This window comes from Pseudomonas benzopyrenica (genome assembly GCF_036884265.1).
Taxonomy (GTDB): domain Bacteria; phylum Pseudomonadota; class Gammaproteobacteria; order Pseudomonadales; family Pseudomonadaceae; genus Chryseomonas; species Chryseomonas benzopyrenica.
On record NZ_CP145723.1, the window covers coordinates 944517 to 967500 of the forward strand.

Annotated in this window: 25 protein-coding genes (1 of these 25 running past the window's edge); 19 read left to right on the forward strand and 6 right to left on the reverse strand. The window is 64.6% G+C overall.

Annotated features, from left to right (window positions below):
- The first annotated feature begins 83 nt into the window (after positions 1 to 83).
- From tsaB to V6W80_RS04405, 5 genes are all read left to right on the forward strand, one after another.
- Positions 84 to 767: a tRNA (adenosine(37)-N6)-threonylcarbamoyltransferase complex dimerization subunit type 1 TsaB gene (tsaB, locus tag V6W80_RS04385; protein ID WP_068383074.1), complete on the forward strand. Its 684-nt coding sequence runs from the start codon at positions 84 to 86 to the stop codon at positions 765 to 767.
- Between the two features lie 137 nt (positions 768 to 904).
- A complete protein-coding gene (locus V6W80_RS04390; RefSeq protein ID WP_064307350.1) occupies positions 905 to 1264 on the forward strand; it encodes a hypothetical protein in 360 nt (119 codons plus the stop codon).
- The gene (locus V6W80_RS04395) at positions 1264 to 2121 is read left to right on the forward strand and encodes a DUF72 domain-containing protein (protein ID WP_173150130.1); all 858 of its coding nucleotides are present in this window, start codon (positions 1264 to 1266) and stop codon (positions 2119 to 2121) included. Before V6W80_RS04390 ends, V6W80_RS04395 begins: the two co-directional genes overlap by 1 nt.
- A 107-nt stretch (positions 2122 to 2228) precedes the next feature.
- A complete protein-coding gene (locus V6W80_RS04400) occupies positions 2229 to 2930 on the forward strand; it encodes an extensin family protein (protein ID WP_338545946.1) in 702 nt (233 codons plus the stop codon).
- A gap of 31 nt (positions 2931 to 2961) precedes the next feature.
- The gene (locus V6W80_RS04405) at positions 2962 to 3744 is read left to right on the forward strand and encodes a class I SAM-dependent methyltransferase (RefSeq protein ID WP_338545947.1); all 783 of its coding nucleotides are present in this window, start codon (positions 2962 to 2964) and stop codon (positions 3742 to 3744) included.
- Between the two features lie 55 nt (positions 3745 to 3799).
- On the opposite strand, the gene V6W80_RS04410 is transcribed toward V6W80_RS04405, so the two are convergent.
- From V6W80_RS04410 to V6W80_RS04420, 3 genes are all read right to left on the reverse strand, one after another.
- Positions 3800 to 5308, reverse strand: a complete 1509-nt coding sequence (locus V6W80_RS04410) for a tripartite tricarboxylate transporter permease (protein ID WP_064307347.1) — start codon at positions 5306 to 5308, stop codon at positions 3800 to 3802.
- 1 nt (position 5309) lies between these two features.
- Positions 5310 to 5768 carry a tripartite tricarboxylate transporter TctB family protein gene (locus tag V6W80_RS04415; protein ID WP_017640135.1) on the reverse strand — a complete coding sequence of 153 codons (459 nt, stop codon included), beginning with the start codon at positions 5766 to 5768 and terminating at the stop codon, positions 5310 to 5312.
- Between the two features lie 188 nt (positions 5769 to 5956).
- Complete coding sequence (locus V6W80_RS04420) at positions 5957 to 6937, reverse strand: Bug family tripartite tricarboxylate transporter substrate binding protein (RefSeq protein WP_017640136.1); 981 nt, start codon at positions 6935 to 6937, stop codon at positions 5957 to 5959.
- A gap of 330 nt (positions 6938 to 7267) precedes the next feature.
- Here V6W80_RS04420 and V6W80_RS04425 point away from each other — a divergent pair, with 330 nt between their 5' ends.
- Both V6W80_RS04425 and V6W80_RS04430 read left to right on the forward strand, forming a co-directional pair.
- Entirely contained in the window at positions 7268 to 7939 is a 672-nt protein-coding gene (locus V6W80_RS04425) for a response regulator (protein ID WP_093253821.1), read from the forward strand.
- A complete protein-coding gene (locus tag V6W80_RS04430; RefSeq protein WP_068383080.1) occupies positions 7932 to 9335 on the forward strand; it encodes a sensor histidine kinase in 1404 nt (467 codons plus the stop codon). The genes V6W80_RS04425 and V6W80_RS04430 overlap by 8 nt, the downstream gene beginning before the upstream one ends.
- 175 nt (positions 9336 to 9510) lie before the next feature.
- Here V6W80_RS04430 and V6W80_RS04435 read toward each other — a convergent pair whose 3' ends face one another.
- Both V6W80_RS04435 and V6W80_RS04440 read right to left on the reverse strand, forming a co-directional pair.
- Positions 9511 to 10341, reverse strand: coding sequence for an HDOD domain-containing protein (locus tag V6W80_RS04435; RefSeq protein WP_338545948.1), 831 nt, complete (start codon positions 10339 to 10341; stop codon positions 9511 to 9513).
- A 40-nt stretch (positions 10342 to 10381) separates the two neighbouring features.
- Entirely contained in the window at positions 10382 to 11299 is a 918-nt protein-coding gene (locus tag V6W80_RS04440; RefSeq protein WP_338545950.1) for a YgfZ/GcvT domain-containing protein, read from the reverse strand.
- A 122-nt stretch (positions 11300 to 11421) separates the two neighbouring features.
- Here V6W80_RS04440 and V6W80_RS04445 point away from each other — a divergent pair, with 122 nt between their 5' ends.
- Together V6W80_RS04445 and V6W80_RS04450 are read left to right on the forward strand one after the other, a co-directional pair.
- The gene (locus V6W80_RS04445; RefSeq protein WP_068383084.1) at positions 11422 to 11679 is read left to right on the forward strand and encodes a succinate dehydrogenase assembly factor 2; all 258 of its coding nucleotides are present in this window, start codon (positions 11422 to 11424) and stop codon (positions 11677 to 11679) included.
- A complete protein-coding gene (locus tag V6W80_RS04450) occupies positions 11663 to 12115 on the forward strand; it encodes a protein YgfX (RefSeq protein ID WP_338545952.1) in 453 nt (150 codons plus the stop codon). Before V6W80_RS04445 ends, V6W80_RS04450 begins: the two co-directional genes overlap by 17 nt.
- Here V6W80_RS04450 and nadB read toward each other — a convergent pair.
- The gene (gene nadB / locus V6W80_RS04455; protein ID WP_017640143.1) at positions 12072 to 13697 is read right to left on the reverse strand and encodes an L-aspartate oxidase; all 1626 of its coding nucleotides are present in this window, start codon (positions 13695 to 13697) and stop codon (positions 12072 to 12074) included. The two genes, V6W80_RS04450 and nadB, sit on opposite strands and share 44 nt — an antisense overlap.
- Before the next feature lie 331 nt (positions 13698 to 14028).
- Here nadB and rpoE point away from each other — a divergent pair, with 331 nt between their 5' ends.
- The 10 genes from rpoE to pdxJ all read left to right on the forward strand — a co-directional run.
- Positions 14029 to 14610 carry an RNA polymerase sigma factor RpoE gene (gene rpoE / locus V6W80_RS04460; RefSeq protein ID WP_026083736.1) on the forward strand — a complete coding sequence of 194 codons (582 nt, stop codon included), beginning with the start codon at positions 14029 to 14031 and terminating at the stop codon, positions 14608 to 14610.
- A 33-nt stretch (positions 14611 to 14643) separates the two neighbouring features.
- Positions 14644 to 15171: a sigma-E factor negative regulatory protein gene (locus V6W80_RS04465; protein WP_338545955.1), complete on the forward strand. Its 528-nt coding sequence runs from the start codon at positions 14644 to 14646 to the stop codon at positions 15169 to 15171.
- Positions 15172 to 15392: 221 nt separating this feature from the next.
- A complete protein-coding gene (locus V6W80_RS04470) occupies positions 15393 to 16817 on the forward strand; it encodes a DegQ family serine endoprotease (protein ID WP_026083737.1) in 1425 nt (474 codons plus the stop codon).
- 147 nt (positions 16818 to 16964) lie between these two features.
- Complete coding sequence (gene lepA / locus V6W80_RS04475) at positions 16965 to 18764, forward strand: translation elongation factor 4 (protein ID WP_338545958.1); 1800 nt, start codon at positions 16965 to 16967, stop codon at positions 18762 to 18764.
- Positions 18765 to 18769: 5 nt separating this feature from the next.
- Positions 18770 to 19624 (forward strand): signal peptidase I, encoded by an 855-nt coding sequence (lepB, locus tag V6W80_RS04480; RefSeq protein WP_093253806.1) that lies wholly within the window; start codon positions 18770 to 18772, stop codon positions 19622 to 19624.
- On the forward strand, positions 19621 to 20016 hold the full coding sequence (locus V6W80_RS04485) for a DUF4845 domain-containing protein (protein ID WP_017640150.1): 396 nt from the start codon (positions 19621 to 19623) through the stop codon (positions 20014 to 20016). The genes lepB and V6W80_RS04485 overlap by 4 nt, the downstream gene beginning before the upstream one ends.
- The gene (gene rnc / locus V6W80_RS04490) at positions 20013 to 20702 is read left to right on the forward strand and encodes a ribonuclease III (protein ID WP_064307342.1); all 690 of its coding nucleotides are present in this window, start codon (positions 20013 to 20015) and stop codon (positions 20700 to 20702) included. Before V6W80_RS04485 ends, rnc begins: the two co-directional genes overlap by 4 nt.
- Positions 20695 to 21600, forward strand: a complete 906-nt coding sequence (era, locus tag V6W80_RS04495; RefSeq protein ID WP_017640152.1) for a GTPase Era — start codon at positions 20695 to 20697, stop codon at positions 21598 to 21600. Before rnc ends, era begins: the two co-directional genes overlap by 8 nt.
- A gap of 2 nt (positions 21601 to 21602) precedes the next feature.
- Complete coding sequence (gene recO, locus V6W80_RS04500; protein WP_017640153.1) at positions 21603 to 22286, forward strand: DNA repair protein RecO; 684 nt, start codon at positions 21603 to 21605, stop codon at positions 22284 to 22286.
- Positions 22287 to 22289: 3 nt separating this feature from the next.
- Positions 22290 to 22984, forward strand: partial view of a pyridoxine 5'-phosphate synthase gene (pdxJ, locus tag V6W80_RS04505; protein WP_064307340.1) — the 5' portion only. 46 nt of this gene lie beyond the right edge of the window; the window shows 695 of its 741 coding nt (coding positions 1–695); its start codon is at positions 22290 to 22292; its stop codon lies off the right edge, out of view.

A 22984-nucleotide genomic window follows, 5' to 3' on the forward strand; every position in this document is an offset into this window, starting at 1 on the left:
CGTCACGATCGATGGGCGGGTCCCCTCGCGTCCCGTCTTCCTCTAGAATGCGCAGCCCTTTTCCCCAGTTGCGGATCTACCCCATGTCCATCCTGCTCGCCCTCGACACCGCCACCGAAGCCTGCTCGGTCGCCTTGCATCTGGGCGACGAGATCATCCATCGCTACGAGATCGCGCCGCGCCTGCATGCCCAGCGGGTGCTGCCCATGGTGCAGGAGCTGCTGGCCGAGACCGGTCTGAGTCTGGCGCAGGTGGACGCCATCGCCTTCGGTCGTGGCCCTGGCGCCTTTACCGGCGTGCGCATCGCCATCGGCGTGGTGCAGGGCCTGGCCTTCGGGCTGGACCGGCCGGTGCTGCCGGTATCGAATCTGGCCATCATCGCCCAGCGCGCCTGGCGCGAGCGGGGTGTGACCCAGGTGGCCGCCGCCATCGATGCGCGCATGGATGAGGTCTACTGGGGCTGCTATCGCCTGGACGGCGCAGCCATGGTGCTGGCGGGGGCGGAAGCCGTGCTGGCACCCGAGGCCATCGCCCTGCCGGAGGCTGCCACCGGTGACTGGTTCGGGGCCGGCACCGGCTGGGGCTATGCCGGCCGCATGGCCGTGCCGCTGGTCGAGAGCGATGCCAGCCTGTTGCCCCATGCGCAGGATCTGGCGGTGCTGGCGGCCTCGGCCTGGCAGCGCGGCGAAGCCGTGTCGGCCGAATCCGAAGCGGCGCAACCCGTCTATCTGCGTGATCGGGTCGCCACTCCCAAGCAGTCGGTCTGACGTCAGGAAACCCGGCGTAATAGTCTGACGTCCAAGCTGTATATGCCGCTCGTCCGCCGGTCGCGACGGGCGTCCGGCCCTTGATTGTCATAGCTTTCGACCCTACTTAGAGTAGTGCCATCCGTTCGGGACCTGCCATGCGCATTGACAGCGGCTATTCCTCCTCTGCTTACCCCCTGAATCGTTCCTCGCGCGCGGTCACGCCCGTACGCGAGGTGGCGCAGGACGAGGCCGCCCGTCAAAACGCCATCGCCCGCGAGGCGGCCAACAACGCTCAGCCCAAGCTCGAGCCGGTGCGCCGCGTCGAGGCGGCCGCGGCGACCGATACCGGCAACGGCGGTGGCAATGGTCTGGTGCTCAGCGAACGCGAAGGGCGCTTCGCCAGTCAGCTCACCGCGCGTGCGCAACAGGCGCTGGCCAGCTACGGCAGCACCGCCGCCCTCGGCGCCGAGCCGGATGGCTCCTCCAGCGTCGTGGGCCTCGATCTCTACGCCTGATGCTGCCGTACTTTCTCGGCTGTCCCTCCTGGAACGACAACGCCTGGCGCGAAAGCCTCTACCACGGCCTGCGCCCGGGTGACTTCCTGTCGCGTTATGCCCAGGTGTTCAACGCCGTGGAGGGCAACACCACCTTCTATGCCTGGCCCTCGGCGGACACCATTCGCCGTTGGGCCGAATTGATGCCGGCCGGCTTTCGCTTCTGCGCCAAGTTTCCCCGGGACATCAGTCATGCCGAGGATCTGCGGGTGCAACTCTCCAGCGCCCGCACCTTTCTGGAATTGCTGGCGCCCTTGGGCGAACGGGCCAGTCCGCTGTGGCTGCAACTGCCTGCGGGCTTCGGTCCGGATCGGCTCAATGAGCTGAAGGTCTTTCTTTCGGCCATGGCGCCGCGTTGCGCCCTGGCCGTGGAGGTCAGGCACCTGGCCTTTTTCGACAAGGGCGAAACCGAGCGCGCGCTCAATCGCCTGCTCATGGAGCTGGGCGTGGAACGCGTCGGCCTGGATTCCGCCGCCCTGTTCAGCGCCGATCCGAGCGAGCCGGCCGTGCGCCTGGCCCAGGCCAAGAAGCCGCGGGTACCGGCCCGTGCCCTGGCTTTTAGCGAGCATCCCCAGGTGCGCTTCATCGGTCGCCTGGAGCTGGCGGCGAACGACTACTACCTGGCCAAGTGGGTGACCCGGGTGGCCGATTGGATCGAAGGGGGCAAGGTACCCTATGTCTTCCTGCACACCCCGGACAATCGCCAGGCGCCCGAACTGGCCCTGAGATTCCATGCCCAGCTGCGCGAACGCCTGCCCGGCCTGCCGGCGTTGCCCGAGTTGAGCACCGCCGACACCGAGCAACTCGGCCTGCTCTAGCCCCTGGCGTCCGCCGCGATACGTTTGGCGACGTTTTCGCCGGCATTCCCGCTGGCCGCTCCGGTCTGATGAGGATTCCGCCTTGCGAATCCTCTTCGGCGCGCCGCATGAAAGCCAGACACCTGCTCGGTCTCGTCATCCTGCTCTACAGCGGTCTGCACACCGCCTTCGACCAGGGCTGGCTGCGCATCCCGCCGGCCTATAACCCCTGGGCGCCGCTGGATATCCAGGCACCCGCCAATGCCGTCACCCGGCTCAAGCTCTGGCGTCTGCAGGCCGATGCCGACTATTGCGCGGCGTCCCTGGCCACCTCGGCGCTCAGCTTTCGCGAATTGCGCGGCAATCCCGGTTCGGCCGACTGCCCGCTGGAGCGGGCGATACGCATCCAGCGGGGGGAAGGGGTGCGCCTCAACGGCAGCTTCGTCGCCAGCTGTCCGCTGGCGGTGAGTTTCGCGCTGTTCGAACGCCAGGCCCTGCAACCGGCCGCCGAAGCCGTCTATGGCCAGCGGGTCGCCGAGGTGGAGCACTATGGCAGCTTCGCCTGCCGCAACATCTACGGTCGCGCCAGCGGCCGGCGCAGTCAGCACGCCACCGCCAATGCGCTGGACATCGCCGGGCTGCGCCTGGCCGACGGTCGGCGCATCAGCGTGGCGCGGGACTGGAAGGGCGATCCCCAGGCCCAGCGCTTTCTGCGGCTGGTACGCGACGGGGCCTGCCGCTCCTTCAATACCACCCTGGGACCGGACTACAACGCGGCGCACCGCGATCATTTCCATGTCGACATGGGTGGCTTTCGCGTCTGCCGGTAGAATGCACGGTCTTTTCGCCAGCGAGTCGCCCATGTCCACCGCCCGCCCCGCGCTTATCGTCGAAGCCCTGGAACCCGCTCACACGGAGGCTGCCGCTGCCTGGGCCGCGCGCCTGGGCCTGCCCCTGGGTACCGCCACCACCGAAGAGTTCGCCCTGCAGTTCGGCGCTCAAGGCCTGCAACTGGTCCAGCGCGGCCCGGAGGCGCCGGGTCCGGTGCGGGTGGATTTCGTCGAGGGCGCAGCGGCCCATAGACGCAAGTTCGGCGGCGGCGCCGGCCAGATGATCGCCAAGGCGGTCGGGGTCGGGCCGGGTGTGCGCCCGCGTATCCTCGATGCCACCGCGGGTCTGGGCCGCGACGCCTTCGTGCTGGCCACCCTGGGTTGCCCGGTGACGCTGCTGGAGCGCCAGCCGCTGATCGCCGCCCTGCTCGAAGACGGCCTGGCCCGTGCGGCGCGGGACCCCGAGGCGGCCGGCATCGCCGCCCTGATGACCCTGGTGCCGGCCGACTCCACCGCCTACCTGCAGGGCGGGGAGGGCGAGACGCCCGAGGTGATCTATCTGGATCCCATGTTCCCGCACCGCGACAAGAGCGCCTTGGTGAAGAAGGAGATGCGTCTGTTCCGGCCGCTGGTGGGCGACGACCCGGACGCCCCGGCCTTGCTCGCCGCCGCCCTGGCCCGCGCCAGTCACCGGGTGGTGGTCAAGCGCCCGCGCAAGGCGCCGGCCATCGAAGGGGTGAAGCCGGGCTATGTGCTGGAGGGCAAGTCCAGCCGCTACGACATCTATCCGAAGAAGAGCTTCAAATCTTCCTGAATGAAAAAGCCCGCGGGCGGAAGGACTCCGGCCGCGGGCGCGGGTGTCGCCGACCTCAGACGGTCGCGGCCTTGGGCGCGCGACGCTTGCGCCAGGCACGGTAGAAAGGCAGGGCCACCATCAGGATGCAGACGATCCAGATGGCCTGGCTGATGCCGCTCTGCCAGAGGATGCCCACTTCGCCGTTGGAGATCGACAGTGCGCGTCTCAGACTCGTCTCCATCAGCTCGCCGAGGATGAAGCCCAGCAGCAGCGGTGAGAGCGGGAAGTCCAGCTTGCGCATGATGTAGCCGAAGATGCCCACGCAGACCATCAACACCAGGTCGAAGGTGGTGGCGTGCACCGCGTAGACGCCGATGCCGGTTATGATGGCGATGGCCGGGGCCAGCGACCAGTTCGGCACATCGAGGATCTTGGTGAACATTTTCACCATGGGCACGTTGAGGATCAGCAGCATCACGTTGGCGATGAACAGCGAGGCGATCAGGCCCCACACCAGATTCGGCTCGTTCTGGAACAGCAACGGGCCGGGGGTGATGTTGTACAGGGTCAGGGCGCCGATCATCACCGCGGTGGTGCCCGAGCCGGGGATGCCCAGGGTCAGCATGGGAATCATGTTGCCGCACACCGCCGCACCGATGGCGGTTTCCGGTGCGGCCAGGCCACGCAGGTCACCCTTGCCGAACTTGCCATCGGCACCGGCCATGCGCTTCTCGGTGGTGTAGGCCAGGGCACTGGCCAGGGTCGCGCCGGCGCCCGGCAGCACGCCGATGATGAAGCCGCTCACTGAGCTGCGCAGGTTGACCATGAACACGCTGCGCGCTTCGCGCACATTGAACAGCATGCGCCCGGTAGCCTTGACCGCGACCTGACCATGGTGGGTCTGCTCCAGCAGCAGGAGCAGTTCGCTCACCGAGAACAGGCCCAGTACCAGGATCACGAAGTCGATGCCGTCGGCCAGGTGCACGTTGTCGAAGGTGAAGCGATAGACGCCGCTGTTGGCGTCGATGCCCACGGAGGCGATGGCCAGGCCGAACAGCGCGGCGACCAGGGTCTTGACCGGCTTTTCGGCGGCCATGCCGGAGAGGCTGAGAATGGCCAGGGCCATCAGCGCGAAGTACTCCGCCGGGCCGAAGGCGATCGCCCACTTCGCCAGCAGCGGCGAGAACAGCACCATGCCGCAGGTGGCGATGAAGGCGCCGATGAAGGAGCTCCAGGCCGACAGCGACAGGGCCACGCCCGCCATGCCCTGGCGTGCCAGCGGATAGCCGTCCAGACAGGTCATCATGGTCGCGGCTTCGCCGGGTATGTTCAGCAGGATCGAGGAGATCCGACCGCCGTACTCGCAGCCCAGATAGACCGCCGCCAGCAGGATCAGCGAGGTTTCCGGCGGCAGGCCCAGGGCGAAGGCCACCGGGATCAAGAGGGCGATGCCATTGATCGGGCCAAGACCCGGCAACAGACCCACCACGGTGCCGATCAGGGTGCCGATCAGCGCCACGATCAGGTTGGTCGGCGTCATGGCGACGCCGAAGCCCTGCATCAGAAAATTCAAGGTTTCCATGTCAGCCTTCCAGGAATTCCAGCACGCCAAGGGGTAGGGGGACTTCCATCACCCGGTCGAACAGCACATAGAGACTTACCGAGAGCAGCAGGCTGACCAGGGCACAAGGCATCAGGCGGCCGCCATAGAGCAGGCCGCACAGGGTGGCGGTCAGGAAGGCGCTCAAGGGGAAGCCCAGCGGCTGGAAGGTCAGGGCATAGCCCAGCAGGATGACGCAGCAGGCCACCACCTTGCGCAGCGAGGAAGCGTCCAGCGGCTTCTGGTCTTCGCCGTCGCCGATCGGCGTGGGACGAATGATCAGATAGGCCAGGCCCAGGCTCATCAGCCCGAACATCAGCATCGGATAGGCCCGCGGACCGACCGGCTCGTAGGAGAAGGGCGCCTGGTAATCCCGGGCAATGAACAGCATGACGAGTCCGGCCACCAGCCAGACCGCCATGAAGGCGCGTTGGAAGATCATGTCGACATCCTCGAAGGCGCCCGGAGGGGCGCCAGGGGCGGGGGCTTAGAGTCTGTTCACGATCTGCTGCGCGTCGGCCAAACTGCGTTGAAAACGCCTTCGGAATGCTCATTTACCATTCGTAAACTCCGCTTCCTCAGACGTTTTCGCCTTGTCTGGCTCTAGCTCGCGAGATCGTGGACAGCCTCTTACTGGATCAGGCCGAATTCCTTGGCCATGCCGCGGTAGCGCGCGACTTCCTTCTGCACATAGGCATCCAGTTCGGCACCGGTCATGGCGAAGGGGAAGAGTTCACGCTGATCACGCAGCTTGGCGAAGTCGTCGGACGCCAGCAGCTTGTCGAAGCTGGCTTTCCACCAGTTGTACTGCTCGTCGGTGACCTTCGGGCCGACATAGAAGCCGCGGACCACGGGCCAGACGATGTCGTAGCCCTGCTCACGCGCGGTGGGGATGTCCTTCATCGCCGGTTCGTCGAAACGCTGCTCGGCGAAGACCGCCAGGAGGCGCATGTTGCCGGCCTCGACATGGGGCATGGAGTCGGAGATGTCGGTGCTGCCGACCTGGATGTGGCCGCCCAGCAGCGCGGTGGCGATCTCGCCGCCACCTTCCAGGGCCACGTAGCGCAGTTCCTTGGGATTGATACCGGCGGCCTTGGCGATCAGGGCCGTCTGCATCCAGTCCTGGCTGCCCACGGTACCGCCGGAGCCGATCACCACCTTGCTCGGGTCCTTCTTCAGCGCCTCGACCAGATCACCAAGGGTCTTGTAGGGCGAATCGGCCTTGACCGCGATGGCGCCATAGCTGGCCCCCACCGCCGCCAGCCAGCGTACGGCCTTCTCGTCGAAACGACCGAACTTGCCCTGGGCCAGGTTCAGCAGCGAACCGCTGGAGAAGGCGACGATGGTGTCGCCATCGGCCGGACGCTGAGCCACCACGGTGTTGTAGGCCACCGCGCCCACCCCGCCGGGCATGTAGGTCACGCGCATGGGCTTGTCCAGCAACTTGGCTTCCACCAGGCCACTCTGGGCCAGCTTGCAGGTCAGGTCGAAGCCACCACCTGGGGAGGCCGGGGCGATGCATTCAGGACGCTTGGGTTCGGCCACGGCCTGGGCGGACAGCAGCACGGAGGCGGCCAGGGTCAGGGTGAGGTTGCGCAAGGTGGTGCTCATCGACGTCTTCCTTTTGTTGTTATTTCAGAAGCTGACAGGCGGACACGGCTCAGGCTCGCCAGGGCGGCGATCGTTCACAGAAGAGAAGGGTGAGCACGTGGAGCTGCGCGAGGGCGAGCATGGATGTCGTTCCGCTTGTTATTGTTGTTGGCCAACCAGGGGTGGCGCTTGGGCAAGCATCATGCGGTTCTGGGACCGCTACCTTTCACTCTAGACCGCCAAGCTTTCAACAGCCTTTCAATCGTGAAAGGCGGCAATAGTGCGGTTCCGGCTACAGGCCAGCTGGCCGGTATCCGGTAAACTCGAATTTTTTGAGCGGGAGCTGTCAGCGTGCGCATCCTATTGGTCGAAGATCATCCGCCACTGGCCGAAAGCGTCGCCCAGGCGCTCAAGAATGCCGGGCTCAACGTCGATCTGCTCAACGATGGCGTGGCCGCGGATCTGGCCCTGCAGAGTGAGAGCTATGCCCTGGCTATCCTCGATATCGGCCTGCCGCGCATGGACGGCTTCGAGGTCCTGGCGCGCCTGCGCGAGCGCGGTGATCGCCTGCCGGTGCTGATGCTGACCGCCCGCGGCGAGGTCAAGGATCGGGTGCAGGGCCTCAATCTCGGTGCCGACGACTACCTGGCCAAGCCCTTCGAGCTCACCGAGTTGGAAGCCCGGGTCAAGGCCCTGCTGCGCCGCAGCGTGCTGGGCGGGGATCGCCAGCAACGCTGCGGTCCACTGATCTACGACCTCAATACCTCGCGCTTCACCTTGGCGGAGGAAGCACTGTCGCTCACCTCCCGCGAGCACGCCGTACTGGCTGCACTCATCGCCCGCCCCGGCCGGGTCATGAGCAAAGAGCAGCTCGCCTCGCAAGTCTTCGGCCTGGACGAGGAAGCCAGTCCCGAAGCCATCGAGATCTATGTGCATCGCCTGCGCAAGAAGCTGGAGGCCGGCGCGGTACGCATCGTCACCTTCCGCGGCCTGGGCTATCTGCTGGAAGAGCAGCATGGCTGACGTGGCGAAGGCCGCTGGCAGCCTGCGTGGCCGCCTGTTGCTGCGCATGGTCATCCTGCTCGCCGTGATCCTGGCGGTCAGCAGCCTGGCCGCCTATCTCAATGGCCGGCGCCTGGCCGACGTGGCCTATGATCGGACGCTGCTGGCCTCGGCCCGTACCATCGCCGCGGGCCTGTCCGCCAGCAACGGCACCCTGCGTGCCGATGTGCCCTACATCGCCCTGGACAACTTCGCCTACGACAACGTCGGACGCATCTTCTACCAGGTGCTGGACACCCGTGGCCGACTGATTTCCGGCTACGAGGAGATCCCGCCACCCCCACCGGACGCAGCCCTGACCCGCGACTATCCGGCCCTGGCGCGCTTCTACAACAGCACCTATCGCGGCAAGGACGTGCGGGTGGTCAGCCTGGCCCAGCCGGTCAGCCAGCCGGATCTCACCGGCATGGCCGAGATTCGTGTCGCCGAGACCGCCGAAGCCCGCGAAGAGGTGGCCCGCAGCCTGCTCACCGACACCCTGATCCGCCTCGGGCTGATGGGGCTGGGTGCCATCCTGCTGGTGTGGATGGCGGTCGGCGCCGCCCTGCGGCCCCTGGAGCGCCTGCGCCAGGCCGTGGAAGAGCGTGGGGTGGACGACCTGCGCCCGCTGCCCGAGGTGCGCGCGCCCCAGGAACTGCTGCCGCTGGTGCATGCGCTGGAAGGCTTCACCCTGCGTCTGCGCCGACTGTTCGAGCGCCAGGCCGACTTCATCGCCAACGCCGCCCATGAGTTGCGCACCCCGCTGGCAGCGATCAAGGCGCGGGTCGAACTGGGCTTGCGCGAACGCGAGCCCCAGGCCTGGTACGCCACCCTGGAAGAAACCCGCACCAGCACCGATCGCCTGGCGCGCCTGGCCAATCAGCTGCTGTCGCTGGCACGGATCGAGAGTGGTGCCCAAGCCATCGCCGAAGGGGGCGCCGAGCGCCTGGAGCTCAGCGAGCTGGCCAGGGAGCTGGCCATGGCGCTGGCCCCGCTGGCCCATGCCAAGGGCGTCGCCCTGGCCTTCGAGCCCTTCGCCAAGGCGCCGGTGATCGGCGAGCCGACGCTGCTCAACGAGCTGCTCTGCAATCTGGTGGAAAACGCCCTGGCCCACAGCCAGTCAGGTGGCAACATCGTGGTGCGGGTGTTGGCCCCGGCGGTGCTGGAGGTCGAGGATGACGGTCCCGGCATTCCCGCCAGTGCGCGGGCCAAGGTCTTCGAGCGCTTTCAGCGCCTGGATCCCCAGTCCGGTGGTGCCGGCCTGGGGCTGGCCATCGTCGGTGAGATCTGCGCCGCCCATCGTGCCCGCATCCAGTTGCTGGACGGCGCGCTCGGCGGGCTACGGGTAAGGGTCGAATTTCCCGCCGAGGAAGCCTAGGCCTTGTCTAAAAGTGCCTGTGCTTGGCCATGCTGCGTTAAAAATTCGCTGGATCGCCAGCCCGGCCGGAATGCTCATTTACCACTCGTAAACTCGTTCGCGAGCCCGGTCCGCTTCCTCACGGATTTTTGCCTTCCCTGACCTTCGCTCGGCGACTTTTCAGACAGGCCTAGGCTCAGCCGAGCAGGGTGCGCGACTGTTCCACCGCGTCCCAGAAGGCCGGATCCTGAGCGGGGTCCGGCTGATTGTTCAGCCCCAGGCGGATGCCGGCGGGCAGCGTCTGGACCGAGTTCTCCTGCTGACCCTGACGCTGCGCGTGCAGCTGCGAGGCGACCTGCACGATATCGGCATAGTCGGCCGCGGCGGGCTGACGCTCCAGCGCCAGGTATTCGCGGGGCACGCAGGCGATGTCGGCCGGGAAATCCCAGACCTTGAGGATGCGTTCGCCGATCTGCGGATGGATGCGCGCGGTCACCTGATCGAGGGTGATGGCGTTGGCCAGCAGTTCTTCCTGCTCTTCGGCATAGGTCAGGATCGGCAGCACGCCGATCTGGTGCACCAGGCCGGCGAGCAGGGCGCGGTCGGCCATCAGGCGGGTATACCTCTTGCACAGCGCGTGGCTGATGGCGGCGATCTCGGTGCCCTGGCTCCAGACCTCGCGCATCTTGCGATCCACGGCGTCGCTGGTGGCCTGGAACATCTGCTGCATGGCCAGACCCGTGGCCAGATTCGCCGTGTAGTTGATGCCCAGGCGTCCGACCGCCATCTGCAGGTCGGTGATCTCCTTGCTGGTGCGCAGCAGCGGGCTGTTGACCACCTTGATCAGGCGCGCCGTCAGAGCCGCGTCCATGGCGATCACCCGACTCAGCTCGGCGACGCCCACGTTGGGGTCTTCGGCCGCTTCTCTGACCTTCAGGGCCACCTCGGGAAGGGTGGGCAGCACCACGCGGTCCGTGTCTATCGCATGGAGAAGATCCTGAACAACTTTTTCAGCAAGAGGAGTCATGACATACCTGTGTGAGGAGCGGAAAAGGCGATCCCAACCTTCAGCGCTTTATTTCACGATCACTGTCGAGAGAGTAGGGCAAATCGAGTAAACGGCAGTTTGGCCCGTCCGAGCTGCCCAGGGCGATGCGCCCGTCAGCCACGGCATCGCCCTGCAGCACGGCCAGGAACTCGCAACCCTCGGCGCTTGGCGCGGCCAGTACCACCTCGCCCACGCTGCTGCCATGGACTGGCGAGAACAACTCGGTACCCACGGCAGGGGGCTGGTCGCTGCCGGCCAGGCGATAGAGACGCCGCTTGAGCTTGCCCAGGTACTGCATGCGCGCGACGATCTCCTGGCCGGTATAGCAGCCCTTGCGAAAGCTCACGCCATCCAGGGCCTGCAGGTTGATCATCTGTGGGACGAACAGCTCGCGGGTCGCGCCGAACAGCTGGCCCACGCCGGCCCGCACCTGCGCCAGCAGCCAGATCTCCAGCCCGACTTCCGGCAGCGCGGGCACGCCTGCGTCCGCCGCCCGCCAGACTTCGACGCGGCCGTCCTCCAGGCGCAGGGCGAAGCCGCCCTCGAGGGTAACCACGGCATTGGCCTGGTCACCCAGCGCGATGTCGGGATAGGCACTGGCGAAGCCCGCAGCCGAGAGCCCCAGGCGTTGCCATTGGGCGCTTTCATCCGCGAGCGTCGACTTGGAGAAGACCGCATATTTCTTCAGATCGGTCAGCAGTGGCTCGACCAGTTCCGCGGCCATCGCCAACAGATAGCCGTCGGCCTGCTTGACGATGCGGAAGCTGGAGACCAGACGGCCCTTGGGCGTGCAGCGACCGCCCAGGCCGGCCTGGTCGTCAGCGAGATAATTGAGGTTGCAGGTCAGCTGCCCCTGGAGAAACTTGGTCGCATCGACCCCGCGGATGGCCAGGACGCCTTCGTGGGTCAAGCGGCAGAAATACGGCGAGTTGGCCATTGCGGCTGCAGCTCCGTGTCGAGTGAAGCCGCTCATCATAGGCGCGCCCAGGGTGAATGTCAGGCGCACTGCGCGATGGGGCGCTTCAGGCTTATACTGCGCCGATTGTCGCAGGAGTCCCCATGAGTACCGAAGCTACCGAACTCAATAGATTGTACTGGCACAGCCGCCGCGGCATGCTGGAGCTGGATGTGTTGCTGGTGCCCTTCGTCAAGGAGGTCTATTCCTCCCTGACTGCCGAAGACCAGGCGCGCTATCGCAAGCTGCTCGAGTGCGAGGATCAGGACATGTTCCACTGGTTCATGCAGCGCGGCGAACCGGAAGACGCCGACCTGCAGATCATCGTGCGCATGATCCTGGACCGTGTCCAGCCGGCTTGAGCCCTTCGAATGCCGCTGGAGCGCCTCGGCGGGCCTCCTGCGGCTGCATGCCGTAGCGGCGTTCGCTGCAGGGATCAGCCCCTGGCTGACGGCCATTCCCTGGACGCTCAAAGCTCTCCTGACGCTGCTGGTGCTCTGGTCCTGGCAGCGTGTGCGCCAGCGGCAGCTCCAGCAGCGCTATCCCGAGGTTCCGCGGCGGCTACGGCATGGCGCCGAGGGGTGGCAGCTCTGGTCGCCGGCCAGTGGCTGGCAGGCGGTGCAATTATGCCCGGACAGCCTGGCATTGCCGCTGCTGGTGGTCCTGCGCTATCGCCTGCCTGGCGAAAGACTCACTCGCAGTCTCTGCATCGGCCGTGACAGCCTGACCGCGGATGCCCATCGCCGCCTGCGGGTCAGGCTTCGCTTCGCCCCGCGCCGGTTCGCGGCACCAGAATAGTGTCCCGGGCGGCGTCGCTGGCGAGCTGCGGATAGTCCAGGGTGAAATGCAGGCCGCGACTTTCCTGGCGGGCAAGGGCGCTCTCGATGATCAGCTCCGCCACCTGCGCTAGGTTGCGCAACTCGATCAGGTCGCGACTGACTCTATAGTTGCTATAGAACTCGTCGATCTCGTCCATCAGCAGCCGGATGCGATGGCGGGCGCGTACCAGGCGCTTGGTGGTGCGCACGATGCCGACGTAGTCCCACATGAAGCGCCGCAGTTCGTCCCAGTTGTGGGCGATGACCACGTCCTCGTCCGAGTCCGTCACCTGGCTGGCATCCCAGTCGGGCAGGTCGCGCGGCATGACGATCTCGGCCTCCTGCGCCTGGATGTCCAGCGCCGCCGAGCGGGCATAGACGAAGCACTCCAGCAACGAATTGCTGGCCATGCGATTGGCCCCATGCAGACCGGTGCAGCTGGTCTCGCCGATGGCGTAGAGGCCGGCGAGATCCGTGCGCCCATGCGCATCGACCCGCACGCCGCCACAGGTGTAGTGCGCCGCCGGTACCACCGGGATCGGATCGCGGGTAATGTCGATACCCAGCTCCAGGCAGCGCCGATGGACCGTGGGAAAGTGCTCCTGCACGAAGTCCGCCGGCTTGTGGCTGATATCGAGGAAGACGCAGTCGACGCCCAGGCGCTTCATCTCATGGTCGATGGCGCGGGCCACCACGTCCCGCGGTGCCAGATCGGCGCGGGGGTCGAAGCGCGGCATGAAGCGTTCGCCATCGGGCAGGCGCAACACCGCGCCCTCGCCACGCAGGGCTTCGGTGATCAGAAAGCTCCGCGCATGGGGGTGATAGAGGCAGGTGGGATGGAACTGGTTGAATTCCAGGTTGGCCACCGAGCAGCCGGCGCGCCAGGCCATGGCGATACCGTCGCCGCTGGCGCTGTCCTGGTTGGTGCTATAGAGGTAGGCCTTGCTGGCCCCGCCGGTAGCCAGCACCGTGAAGCGTGCGTGCAGGGTGTCCACCTGATCGCTGGTCCGGTCGAGCACATAGGCGCCCAGGCAACGGGCGCCCGGCCGGCCGAGCTTTTCCGTGGTGATCAGATCCACCGCCACGCGCTGGCTGAGCAGCTGTATGTTGGGGCGGCCTTCGGCGATGCGCAGCAGGGTGTCGAAGATGGCCATGCCGGTGGCATCGGCGGCGTGAATGATGCGTCGGTGGCTGTGGCCGCCTTCACGGGTCAGGTGAAAGCCCAGGCCGCCCTTGCCGGTGTCCTGTTCGCGAGTGAAGGGCACGCCCTGGTCGATCAGCCACTGCATGGCCTCGCGACTGTGCTCGACGGTGAAGCGCACGGCCCCTTCGTCACACAGTCCGGCGCCCGCGATTAGGGTATCCTGCACGTGCGCCTCGACGGTATCGCCCTCGTCCAGCACGGCGGCGACGCCACCCTGGGCCCAATAGGTCGAGCCTTGCGCCAATTCGCCTTTGCTCAGGACCGCGATCGACAGCGTCGCCGGCAGATTGAGCGCGAGCGTCAGGCCCGCGGCGCCGCTGCCGATTACCAGGACATCGAATTCCAGATGACGCGCCATGACGTTTCCTTCTCACCGAGACGGCGAGTATAGGAACAAGGCGGCTGACGGCATAGCCATCGCGCGGCATCGAGCAGGGAACTCGCGGGCGTGGAGCAGGGTCTATGTACAGATAATTGCTCATCCGTGCGGCGGGAATGCCCAGACGAGAATGAGCCATCTGCCAAAGCTAAATCAGTGACACCCAGGAGCGATCAGCAGCCATATTAGTGCTCGCTCATCAACTGCTGTGGAGGGGAGAACTTTCGTGCAACAGCCCAGTCTAGCAGCGCGCGTCGATAGTGAAAGCAAGGACGATAAAGAGCTGCAAGCCAAGGACAGCAAGCAAGCCCTGCCCACCCAGGAGCAGGATCAACAACTTGTCGAGCGCGTCCAGCGTGGTGACAAGCGTGCCTTCGACCTGCTGGTGCTCAAGTATCAGCACAAGATCCTCGGTCTGATCGTGCGTTTCGTCCACGATACCCAGGAAGCCCAGGACGTCGCTCAGGAGGCTTTTATCAAGGCCTATCGCGCGCTCGGGAACTTCCGCGGTGATAGCGCTTTCTACACCTGGCTTTATCGCATCGCCATCAACACGGCGAAAAACCATCTGGTTGCCCGGGGTCGTCGTCCACCGGACAGCGACGTCAGTGCCGAAGATGCGGAATTTTATGAAGGCGACCATGCTCTAAAGGATATCGAGTCCCCAGAGCGGTCCCTCTTGCGGGATGAGATCGAGGCCACCGTGCACCGTACCATCCAGCAACTCCCGGAAGATCTGCGTACCGCGCTGACCCTTCGTGAGTTCGAAGGCCTCAGCTACGAAGACATTGCTAATGTCATGCAGTGTCCGGTTGGAACGGTCCGGTCTCGGATTTTCCGAGCTCGGGAAGCGATAGACAAAGCATTGCAGCCCCTGCTGCGTGATGCATAGACAGCGGCGACAGCTTTTAGAGAGGTAATACGTATGAGTCGTGAAGCCCTGCTGGAATCCCTGTCCGCTGTTATGGATAACGAAGCGGACGAATTCGAAACCCGGCGTGTCATCGCCGAGGTCAGCAAGGACCCGGAATTGCGCGCCACCTGGTCGCGCTACGCCATGGTCAGCGCCGTGATTCGCGGCGAGCCCATGATGCCGAATCTGGACATCGCCAAGGGCGTCACCACCACGCTGGAGCGTGATGAGGTCGCCACAGCCCCGGCAGCGCCCGTCGCTGCTCAGGTCAGCAAGGGTCGCTGGTCGAGCTTGGGTCGTGTCGCGGTTGCCGCGTCCGTGACCTTCGCCGTACTGGCGGGTGTGCGGATGTACAATCAGTCTGACGTCTCTACCCAGGGTCTGGCCCAGCAGGCGCCGAGCCAGCTGACCGTGCCGCAACCTGCGCGTAGCCCGGCCGTACTGGCTAGCTTTAGCGAAGAAAGCACCAAGGCTAACGCCGAAGCTAAGGCTGATCAGCCAGCGGCTGGTGAAAAGCAGGATGTTCCTGCCCAGCGTTGATTCGCTGGTCTCTCCCCAGAAGGGCGCCTGGAGTTAAGCTTCAGGCGCCTTTTTTTTGCCTGAAGGATTTTCGACCAGGTCGCAAAAAAGCTTCGAAAGCTATCGTTCAGCAAGGGCGTGCTATTTCTGCTGCCAGTCGTCACTGACTATGCCTTCCATCCGGGAAGGGCTGGTCGCCAGCGATGTGTTCAAGTCATTGGATAGAGTGGAGCTGCATGCGCATGCGCAATCTAAAGCATTACACGGCGGCCCTGATGGGGCTCTGGCTGATGGGACTGACGGCCATGGCTCGGGCCGATCTGCCGGATTTCACCGGCCTGGTCGAGGCAGCGTCTCCCGCGGTCGTCAATATCAGCACCCGGCAGAAAATTCCCGAAGGTCGCGGCGCTGGCGCCATGACCATGCCGGACCTGGAAGGTCTGCCGCCGGGCATCCGTGAATTCTTCGAGCGCAGCATTCCGCAAATGCCGCGCAGTCCCCGTGGCAAGCAGGAGCAGGCCCAGTCGCTGGGTTCCGGCTTCATCATCTCTGCCGATGGCTACATCCTGACCAACAACCACGTGGTCGCCGATGCCGACGAGATCTTGGTGCGTCTCTCCGATCGCAGCGATCACACGGCCAAGCTGATCGGCGCGGATCCCCGTACCGACGTGGCCTTGCTGAAGATCGATGCCAAGGATCTGCCCACCCTCAAGCTGGGCAGCTCCGATCAATTGAAGGTCGGCGAATGGGTACTGGCCATCGGCTCGCCCTTCGGCTTCGATCATTCGGTCACCGCCGGTATCGTCAGCGCCAAGGGCCGCAGCCTGCCCAACGAAAGCTACGTCCCCTTCATCCAGACCGACGTCGCCATCAACCCGGGCAACTCCGGTGGCCCGCTGTTCAACCTCAAGGGTGAGGTGGTCGGGATCAACTCGCAGATCTTCACCCGCTCCGGTGGCTTCATGGGGCTGTCCTTCGCCATCCCGATCGACGTCGCCATGAACGTGGCCAATCAGCTGAAGACCGAAGGCAAGGTCAGCCGTGGCTGGCTCGGCGTGGTCATCCAGGAAGTGGACAAGGATCTCGCCGAGTCCTTCGGCCTGGATCGTCCGGCCGGTGCCCTGGTCGCCCAGATCCTGGACGACGGCCCGGCGGCCAAGAGCGGCATCAAGGTCGGCGACGTCATCCTCTCGGTCAACGGCCAGAAGATCGAGGAATCCGCCGACCTGCCGCACCTGATCGGCAACCTCAAGCCGGGCGCCAAGGCCGACATGGAGGTCATCCGCGAAGGCAAGCGGCAGAACCTCAGCGTCACCGTGGGCGACATGCCCAAGGACGACCAGGCCACGTCCGGTGGCGAACGCGGTTCCGATCGGGCCAGCAATCGCCTGGGGATCGCCGTGGCCAACTTGACCGCCGAGCAGAAGAAGACCATGGATATCCAGAGCGGTGTGGTCATCAACAAACTCAGTGGCGACGGTCCCGCCGCGGCCATCGGTCTGCGTCCGGGCGATGTCATCACCCATCTGAACAACCAGCCCATCGAATCCGCCACGGCCTTCGAGAAGATCACCTCGGCACTGCCGGCGGGTCGCTCCATCTCGATGCGCGTGGTGCGCGAGGGCCGCGCCAGCTTCATCACCTTCAAGCTGCCAGGCAAGTAAGGACCGGGTAGGGGAGTGGGGGCAGGTGACTGCCCCTTCTTTTTGTCCGCTCGAACGGCGCGAGTCCCCTTGTTTGCCGCATTCAGGTAAACTCCCCCGCTATTTTCCCGGCGGATGTTCCGCTGCTGGCTATTCGAGTGCTGATTCGTGAGTGATCTGAGCCATATCCGCAATTTCTCCATCATCGCCCACATCGATCACGGCAAGTCGACGCTTGCGGATCGGTTCATCCAGATCTGTGGTGGTTTGAGCGACCGAGAAATGGAGGCCCAGGTCCTGGATTCCATGGATCTCGAGCGCGAGCGCGGCATCACCATCAAGGCCCATAGCGTCACGCTGTACTACAAGGCTCAGGACGGCAAGACCTACCAGCTCAACTTCATCGATACCCCCGGCCACGTCGACTTCACCTACGAAGTCAGCCGTTCGCTGGCCGCCTGCGAAGGCGCGCTGCTGGTGGTGGATGCGGGCCAGGGCGTGGAAGCCCAGTCGGTCGCCAACTGCTACACCGCCATCGAGCAGGGCCTCGAGGTCATGCCGGTGCTGAACAAGATGGACCTGCCCCAGGCCGAGCCGGACAAGGTCAAGGCCGAGATCGAGCACATCATCGGCATCGACGCCACCGACGCCGTGCCCTGCAGCGCCAAGAGCGGCATGGGCGTACCCGAGGTGCTGGAGCAACTGGTCAAGGTCATCCCGCCGCCCGTGGGTGAAATCGACGCGCCCCTGCAGGCGCTGATCATCGATTCCTGGTTCGACAACTACCTGGGCGTCGTCTCGCTGGTGCGCGTCAAGCACGGGCGGGTCAAGAAGGGCGACAAGATCCTGGTCAAGTCCACCGGCAAGGTGCACCAGGTCGACAGCGTCGGCGTCTTCTCGCCCAAGCACACCGAAATGCCCGATCTGAAGGCCGGTGAAGTGGGCTTCATCATCGCCGGCATCAAGGAAATCCTCGGTGCTCCGGTCGGTGACACCCTGACCCTCAGCGCCACCCCCGATGTGGCCATGCTGCCGGGCTTTCAGCGGGTCAAGCCGCAGGTCTATGCCGGTCTGTTCCCGGTCAGCTCCGACGACTTCGAGGACTTCCGCGAAGCGCTGCAGAAGCTCACTCTCAACGACGCGGCCCTGCAATACGAGCCGGAAAGCTCCGAGGCCCTCGGCTTCGGCTTCCGCATCGGCTTCCTCGGCATGCTGCACATGGAGATCATCCAGGAGCGCCTGGAACGCGAATACGATCTCGACCTCATCACCACCGCGCCGACCGTGGTCTTCGAGGTGGTGCTCAAGGATGGCAGCACCATCTATGTCGACAACCCGTCGAAGCTGCCGGACCTGGCCTCCGTCGCCGAGATGCGCGAGCCCATCGTCCGCGCCAATATCCTGGTGCCCCAGGAGCACCTGGGCAACGTCATCACCCTGTGCATCGAGAAGCGTGGCGTCCAGCGCGACATGCAGTTCCTCAGCAGCCAGGTGCAGGTCAGCTACGACCTGCCGATGAACGAGGTGGTGCTGGACTTCTTCGACCGCCTCAAGTCGGTGAGCCGTGGCTATGCCTCGCTGGACTACAGCTTCGATCGCTTCGAAGCCGCCAGCCTGGTCAAGCTCGATGTCCTCATCAACGGCGAGAAGGTCGACGCCCTGGCCCTGATCGTCCATCGTGACAAGGCGCACTACAAGGGTCGCGCCCTGACCGAGAAGATGAAGGAATTGATTCCCAGGCAGATGTTCGACGTGGCGATCCAGGCGGCGATCGGCGGTCAGATCGTCGCTCGTACCACCGTCAAGGCGCTGCGCAAGAACGTTCTGGCCAAGTGCTACGGCGGTGACGTCTCCCGTAAGCGCAAGCTGCTGGAAAAGCAGAAGGCGGGCAAGAAGCGCATGAAGCAGGTCGGTAGCGTGGAGATTCCTCAGGAGGCCTTCCTGGCCGTGCTCAAGGTGGATAGCTGAAGCCCATGTCTTTGAACTTCCCTCTGTTGCTGGTTCTCGCGGTCGCCGTCTGCGGCGCCCTGGCCCTCATCGACCTGCTGGTGCTCGCACCGCGTCGTCGCAAGGCGATCCAGACCTACGGGCAGCAGGTCAGCGAGCCCGATCCGGCGGTACTGGAGCAGTTGAACAAGGAGCCGGCGCTGGTCGAGTACGGAAAGTCCTTCTTTCCTGTCCTGGCCATCGTGCTGATCCTGAGGTCGTTCCTGGTTGAGCCCTTCCAGATTCCGTCGGGCTCCATGAAGCCGACCCTGGAAGTGGGCGATTTCATCCTGGTGAACAAATTCGCCTATGGCATTCGCCTGCCGGTGATCGATCTCAAGGTCATCCCGATCGGCGATCCCCAGCGTGGTGACGTCATGGTGTTCCGCTATCCCAGCGATCCCAGCGTCAACTACATCAAGCGCGTCATCGGGGTGCCGGGGGATACCATCCGCTACACCAGCGACAAGCAGCTGTACGTTAACGGCCAGCGCGTCAGCGAGGAGCTGGTGGGCGACGAGCCGGGTTCGCTGGGCAGCGTCAAGCTGTTCAAGGAGCAACTGGGCAAGGCCGAGCACCTGATTCGCGAAGAGATGACCCGCTACCGCATGGAACCCGACCACGAGTGGAAGGTGCCTGCCGGTCACTACTTCATGATGGGTGACAACCGCGACAACTCCAACGACAGTCGCTACTGGGACGATCCCAGCATTCCCCGTGACCTGCTCGGCATGGTTCCCGACCGCAACATCGTCGGCAAGGCCTTCGCCGTCTGGCTGAGCTGGCCGGAGCCCAAGCTGCAGAGCATGCCCACCCTGTCTCGCGTAGGTATCATCAGATGAATGAACGCAGAGTGCCTGGTCGTCCGTCGCGTCAGCAGGGGCTGTCGTTTCTCGGTGGTCTGCTCGCACTCTGCATCATCGCTTTCCTGGCCAGTACGGCCATGAAACTCGCGCCCCATTACCTGGACTACAATGCTCTGACCAAGGTCATCGAATCCATCGGCGACAATCCCGATAACCAGATTCGCAGCGTGTCCGACGTCTACAGCTATGTGGGGAAGGGGATGCAGGTAAACGACATCCGTGATCTCGATCTGCAAAAGGCCATGCGCGTCGAAGCCGAAGGCAATCACCTGCAGATCCACCTCGACTATGAAAAACGTGAACACCTGATCCGCAACATCGATCTGGTCGTTCGTTTCAATCGTGATTTCCGTATAAATCTCCCGTGACTTTATCTCTAGATCGCCTCGAGCGTCGGCTGGGTTATACCTTCAAGGACCCGGACCTGATGCTGCTCGCCCTCACGCACCGCAGCTTTGCCGGTCGCAACAACGAACGCCTGGAATTTCTCGGCGACGCCATCCTCAACTTCATCATCGGCGAAGCCCTCTACGATCACTTCCCCCAGGCCCGCGAAGGTCAGCTGTCCCGCCTGCGGGCCAAGCTGGTGAAGGGCGAGACCCTGGCGCTGCTGGCTCGCAGTTTCGAACTGGGTGATTACCTACGCCTGGGCTCCGGTGAACTCAAGAGCGGTGGCTTTCGCCGCGAATCCATCCTCGCCGATGCCATGGAAGCTCTGATTGGCGGCATCTATCTGGATGCCGGCATGGACGCCGCCAAGGATCGGGTCATGGCCTGGCTCGGGCCGCAACTACGCGAGTTGACGCCGGTGGATACCAACAAGGATCCCAAGACCCGGCTGCAGGAGTTCCTCCAGGCACGCGCCTGCGACCTGCCACGCTACGAGGTGGTCGCCATCGAAGGAGAGCCCCATTGCCGGGTCTTCTTCGTCGAATGCGAGATCGCCATGCTCAATGAGAAAACGACGGGGCAGGGCGTCAGTCGCCGCATCGCCGAACAGATAGCTGCCTCGGCGGCCTTGATCGCCCTGGGCGTGGAGAATGGTCATGAATGATGAGCTGAAGGCATCGCGCTGCGGCTACGTAGCCATCGTGGGTCGCCCCAACGTCGGCAAGTCCACGCTGCTCAACCATATCCTCGGACAGAAGCTGGCCATCACCTCGCGCAAGCCGCAGACGACCCGGCACAACATGCTCGGCATCAAGACCGAGGGTGAGGTGCAGACCATCTATGTGGATACCCCTGGTCTGCACAAAGAAAACCAGAAGGCGCTCAACCGCTTCATGAACAAGACGGCCGTCACCGCCCTGCGCGATGTGGATGTCGTGGTGTTCGTGGTCGACCGTACCCGCTGGACCGACGAAGACCAGATGGTGCTGGAGCGGGTCCGCTTCGTGAAGTGCCCGGTGCTGCTCGCCGTCAACAAGATGGATCGCCTGGAAGACAAGGCCGACATGCTGCCGCACCTGCAATGGCTGCAGGAGCAACTGCCGGAAGCGACGCTCATTCCGGTTTCCGCCCAGCACGGGCACAATCTCGATGCCCTCGAGGAGCTGGTGGCCGAGCGCCTGCCGGAAGGCGACCACTTCTTCCCCGAAGACCAGATCACCGACAGATCCAGTCGCTTCCTGGCGGCCGAGTTGATTCGCGAAAAGATCATGCGTCAGTTGGGGGCGGAATTGCCCTATCAGGTCGCCGTCGAGATCGAGGAATTCAAGTACGAGAACGGAGTGTTGCACATCCATGGCCTGATCCTGGTCGAGCGCGATGGCCAGAAGAAGATCCTCATCGGTCAGGCTGGCGAGCGCATCAAGCGCATCGGCCAGGAAGCCCGCCAGGACATGGAAACCCTGTTCGACGCCAAGGTCATGCTCAATCTCTGGGTCAAGGTCAAAGGCGGCTGGTCCGATGACGAGCGCGCCCTGCGCTCTCTGGGTTACTCCGACCTCTAGCGATGCAGGCGTCCGAGCCGCTGTTCGTCCTGCATGCGCGCCCTTATCGGGAAAGCAGTGCACTGGTGGATGTGTTCGGCGCCTTCGGCCGGGTCCGCACGGTGTTGCGCGCGGCCCGCTCCCGTTCCGGAAGTCTGGCCAGGCCCTTCATTCCCCTCGAAGCCCAGCTCAGCGGGCGCGGGGAGCTGAAGAATCTGCAGAAGGTGGCGGCCCTGGCGCCGCCTTTTCTACTCCAGGGGCAGGCGCTGTTCAGTGGCTTCTATCTCAATGAGCTGCTGGTCAGGCTGCTACCCGCCGAAGATCCCTATCCCGCCCTCTTCGAGCTCTATGGTCTGACCCTCGCTGCCCTGGTCCAGGGTCGTCCTGTCGAACCCCTGCTGCGCACCTTCGAATGGCGTCTGCTTGATCTGCTGGGCTATGGCTTCTCGCTGTCCCTGACCCTGGATGGCCAGGCCATTGACGCCCAGCGCCTCTATCGCTTCATTCCGGACCAGGGCTTCGAGCCCGTCGACGAGGTACGCCCGGGTTGTCTGGCCGGCGCGGAAATCCTAGCACTGGAGCGTGGCGAATGGGACGATCCTACGGTAGTCCGCGCTGCCAAGCGCCTGATGCGCCAGGCCCTGGCGCCGCACCTGGGCAGCAAACCCCTCATGAGTCGCGAATTGTTCGCCAAGCCAAGTGAATAAGCCATGAAAGACTTCAGTCGTGTTCTGTTGGGCGTCAACATCGATCATGTCGCCACCCTGCGTCAGGCGCGGGGTACCCGCTATCCCGATCCGGTCAAGGCGGCGCTGGACGCCGAGGAGGCGGGAGCGGATGGCATCACCCTGCATCTGCGCGAGGACCGTCGCCATATCCAGGAGCGGGATGTCCGCCTGCTGCGTGACCTCCTGCAGACCCGCATGAATCTCGAAGTGGCCCTGACGGCTGAAATGCTGGCATTCGCTCGCGAGATCCGTCCCGAGCACGTCTGCCTGGTGCCTGAACGCCGGGAAGAACTGACCACCGAAGGTGGCCTGGATGTAGTGGGGCAGGTCCAGCGTATCCGCGACGCCATCGCTGCACTGCCCGCTTCGGAAGTATCCCTCTTTATAGATCCCGATCTGCAGCAGATCCAGGCGGCCAAGGACAGTGGTGCTCCGGTGATCGAACTCCACACCGGTCGCTACGCCGAAGCGGAGACCCAGGAAGAGCAAGCCCATGAGCTGCAGCGGCTGGCCAAGGCGGTGGAATTCGCCACTGGCCTCGGGCTGGTGGTCAATGCCGGCCATGGCCTGCACTACCACAATGTCCAACCCATCGCGGCGCTGCCGGGCATCAACGAACTGAACATCGGCCATGCCATCGTCGCCCAGGCCGTCTTCGTCGGCTTCAAGCAGGCGGT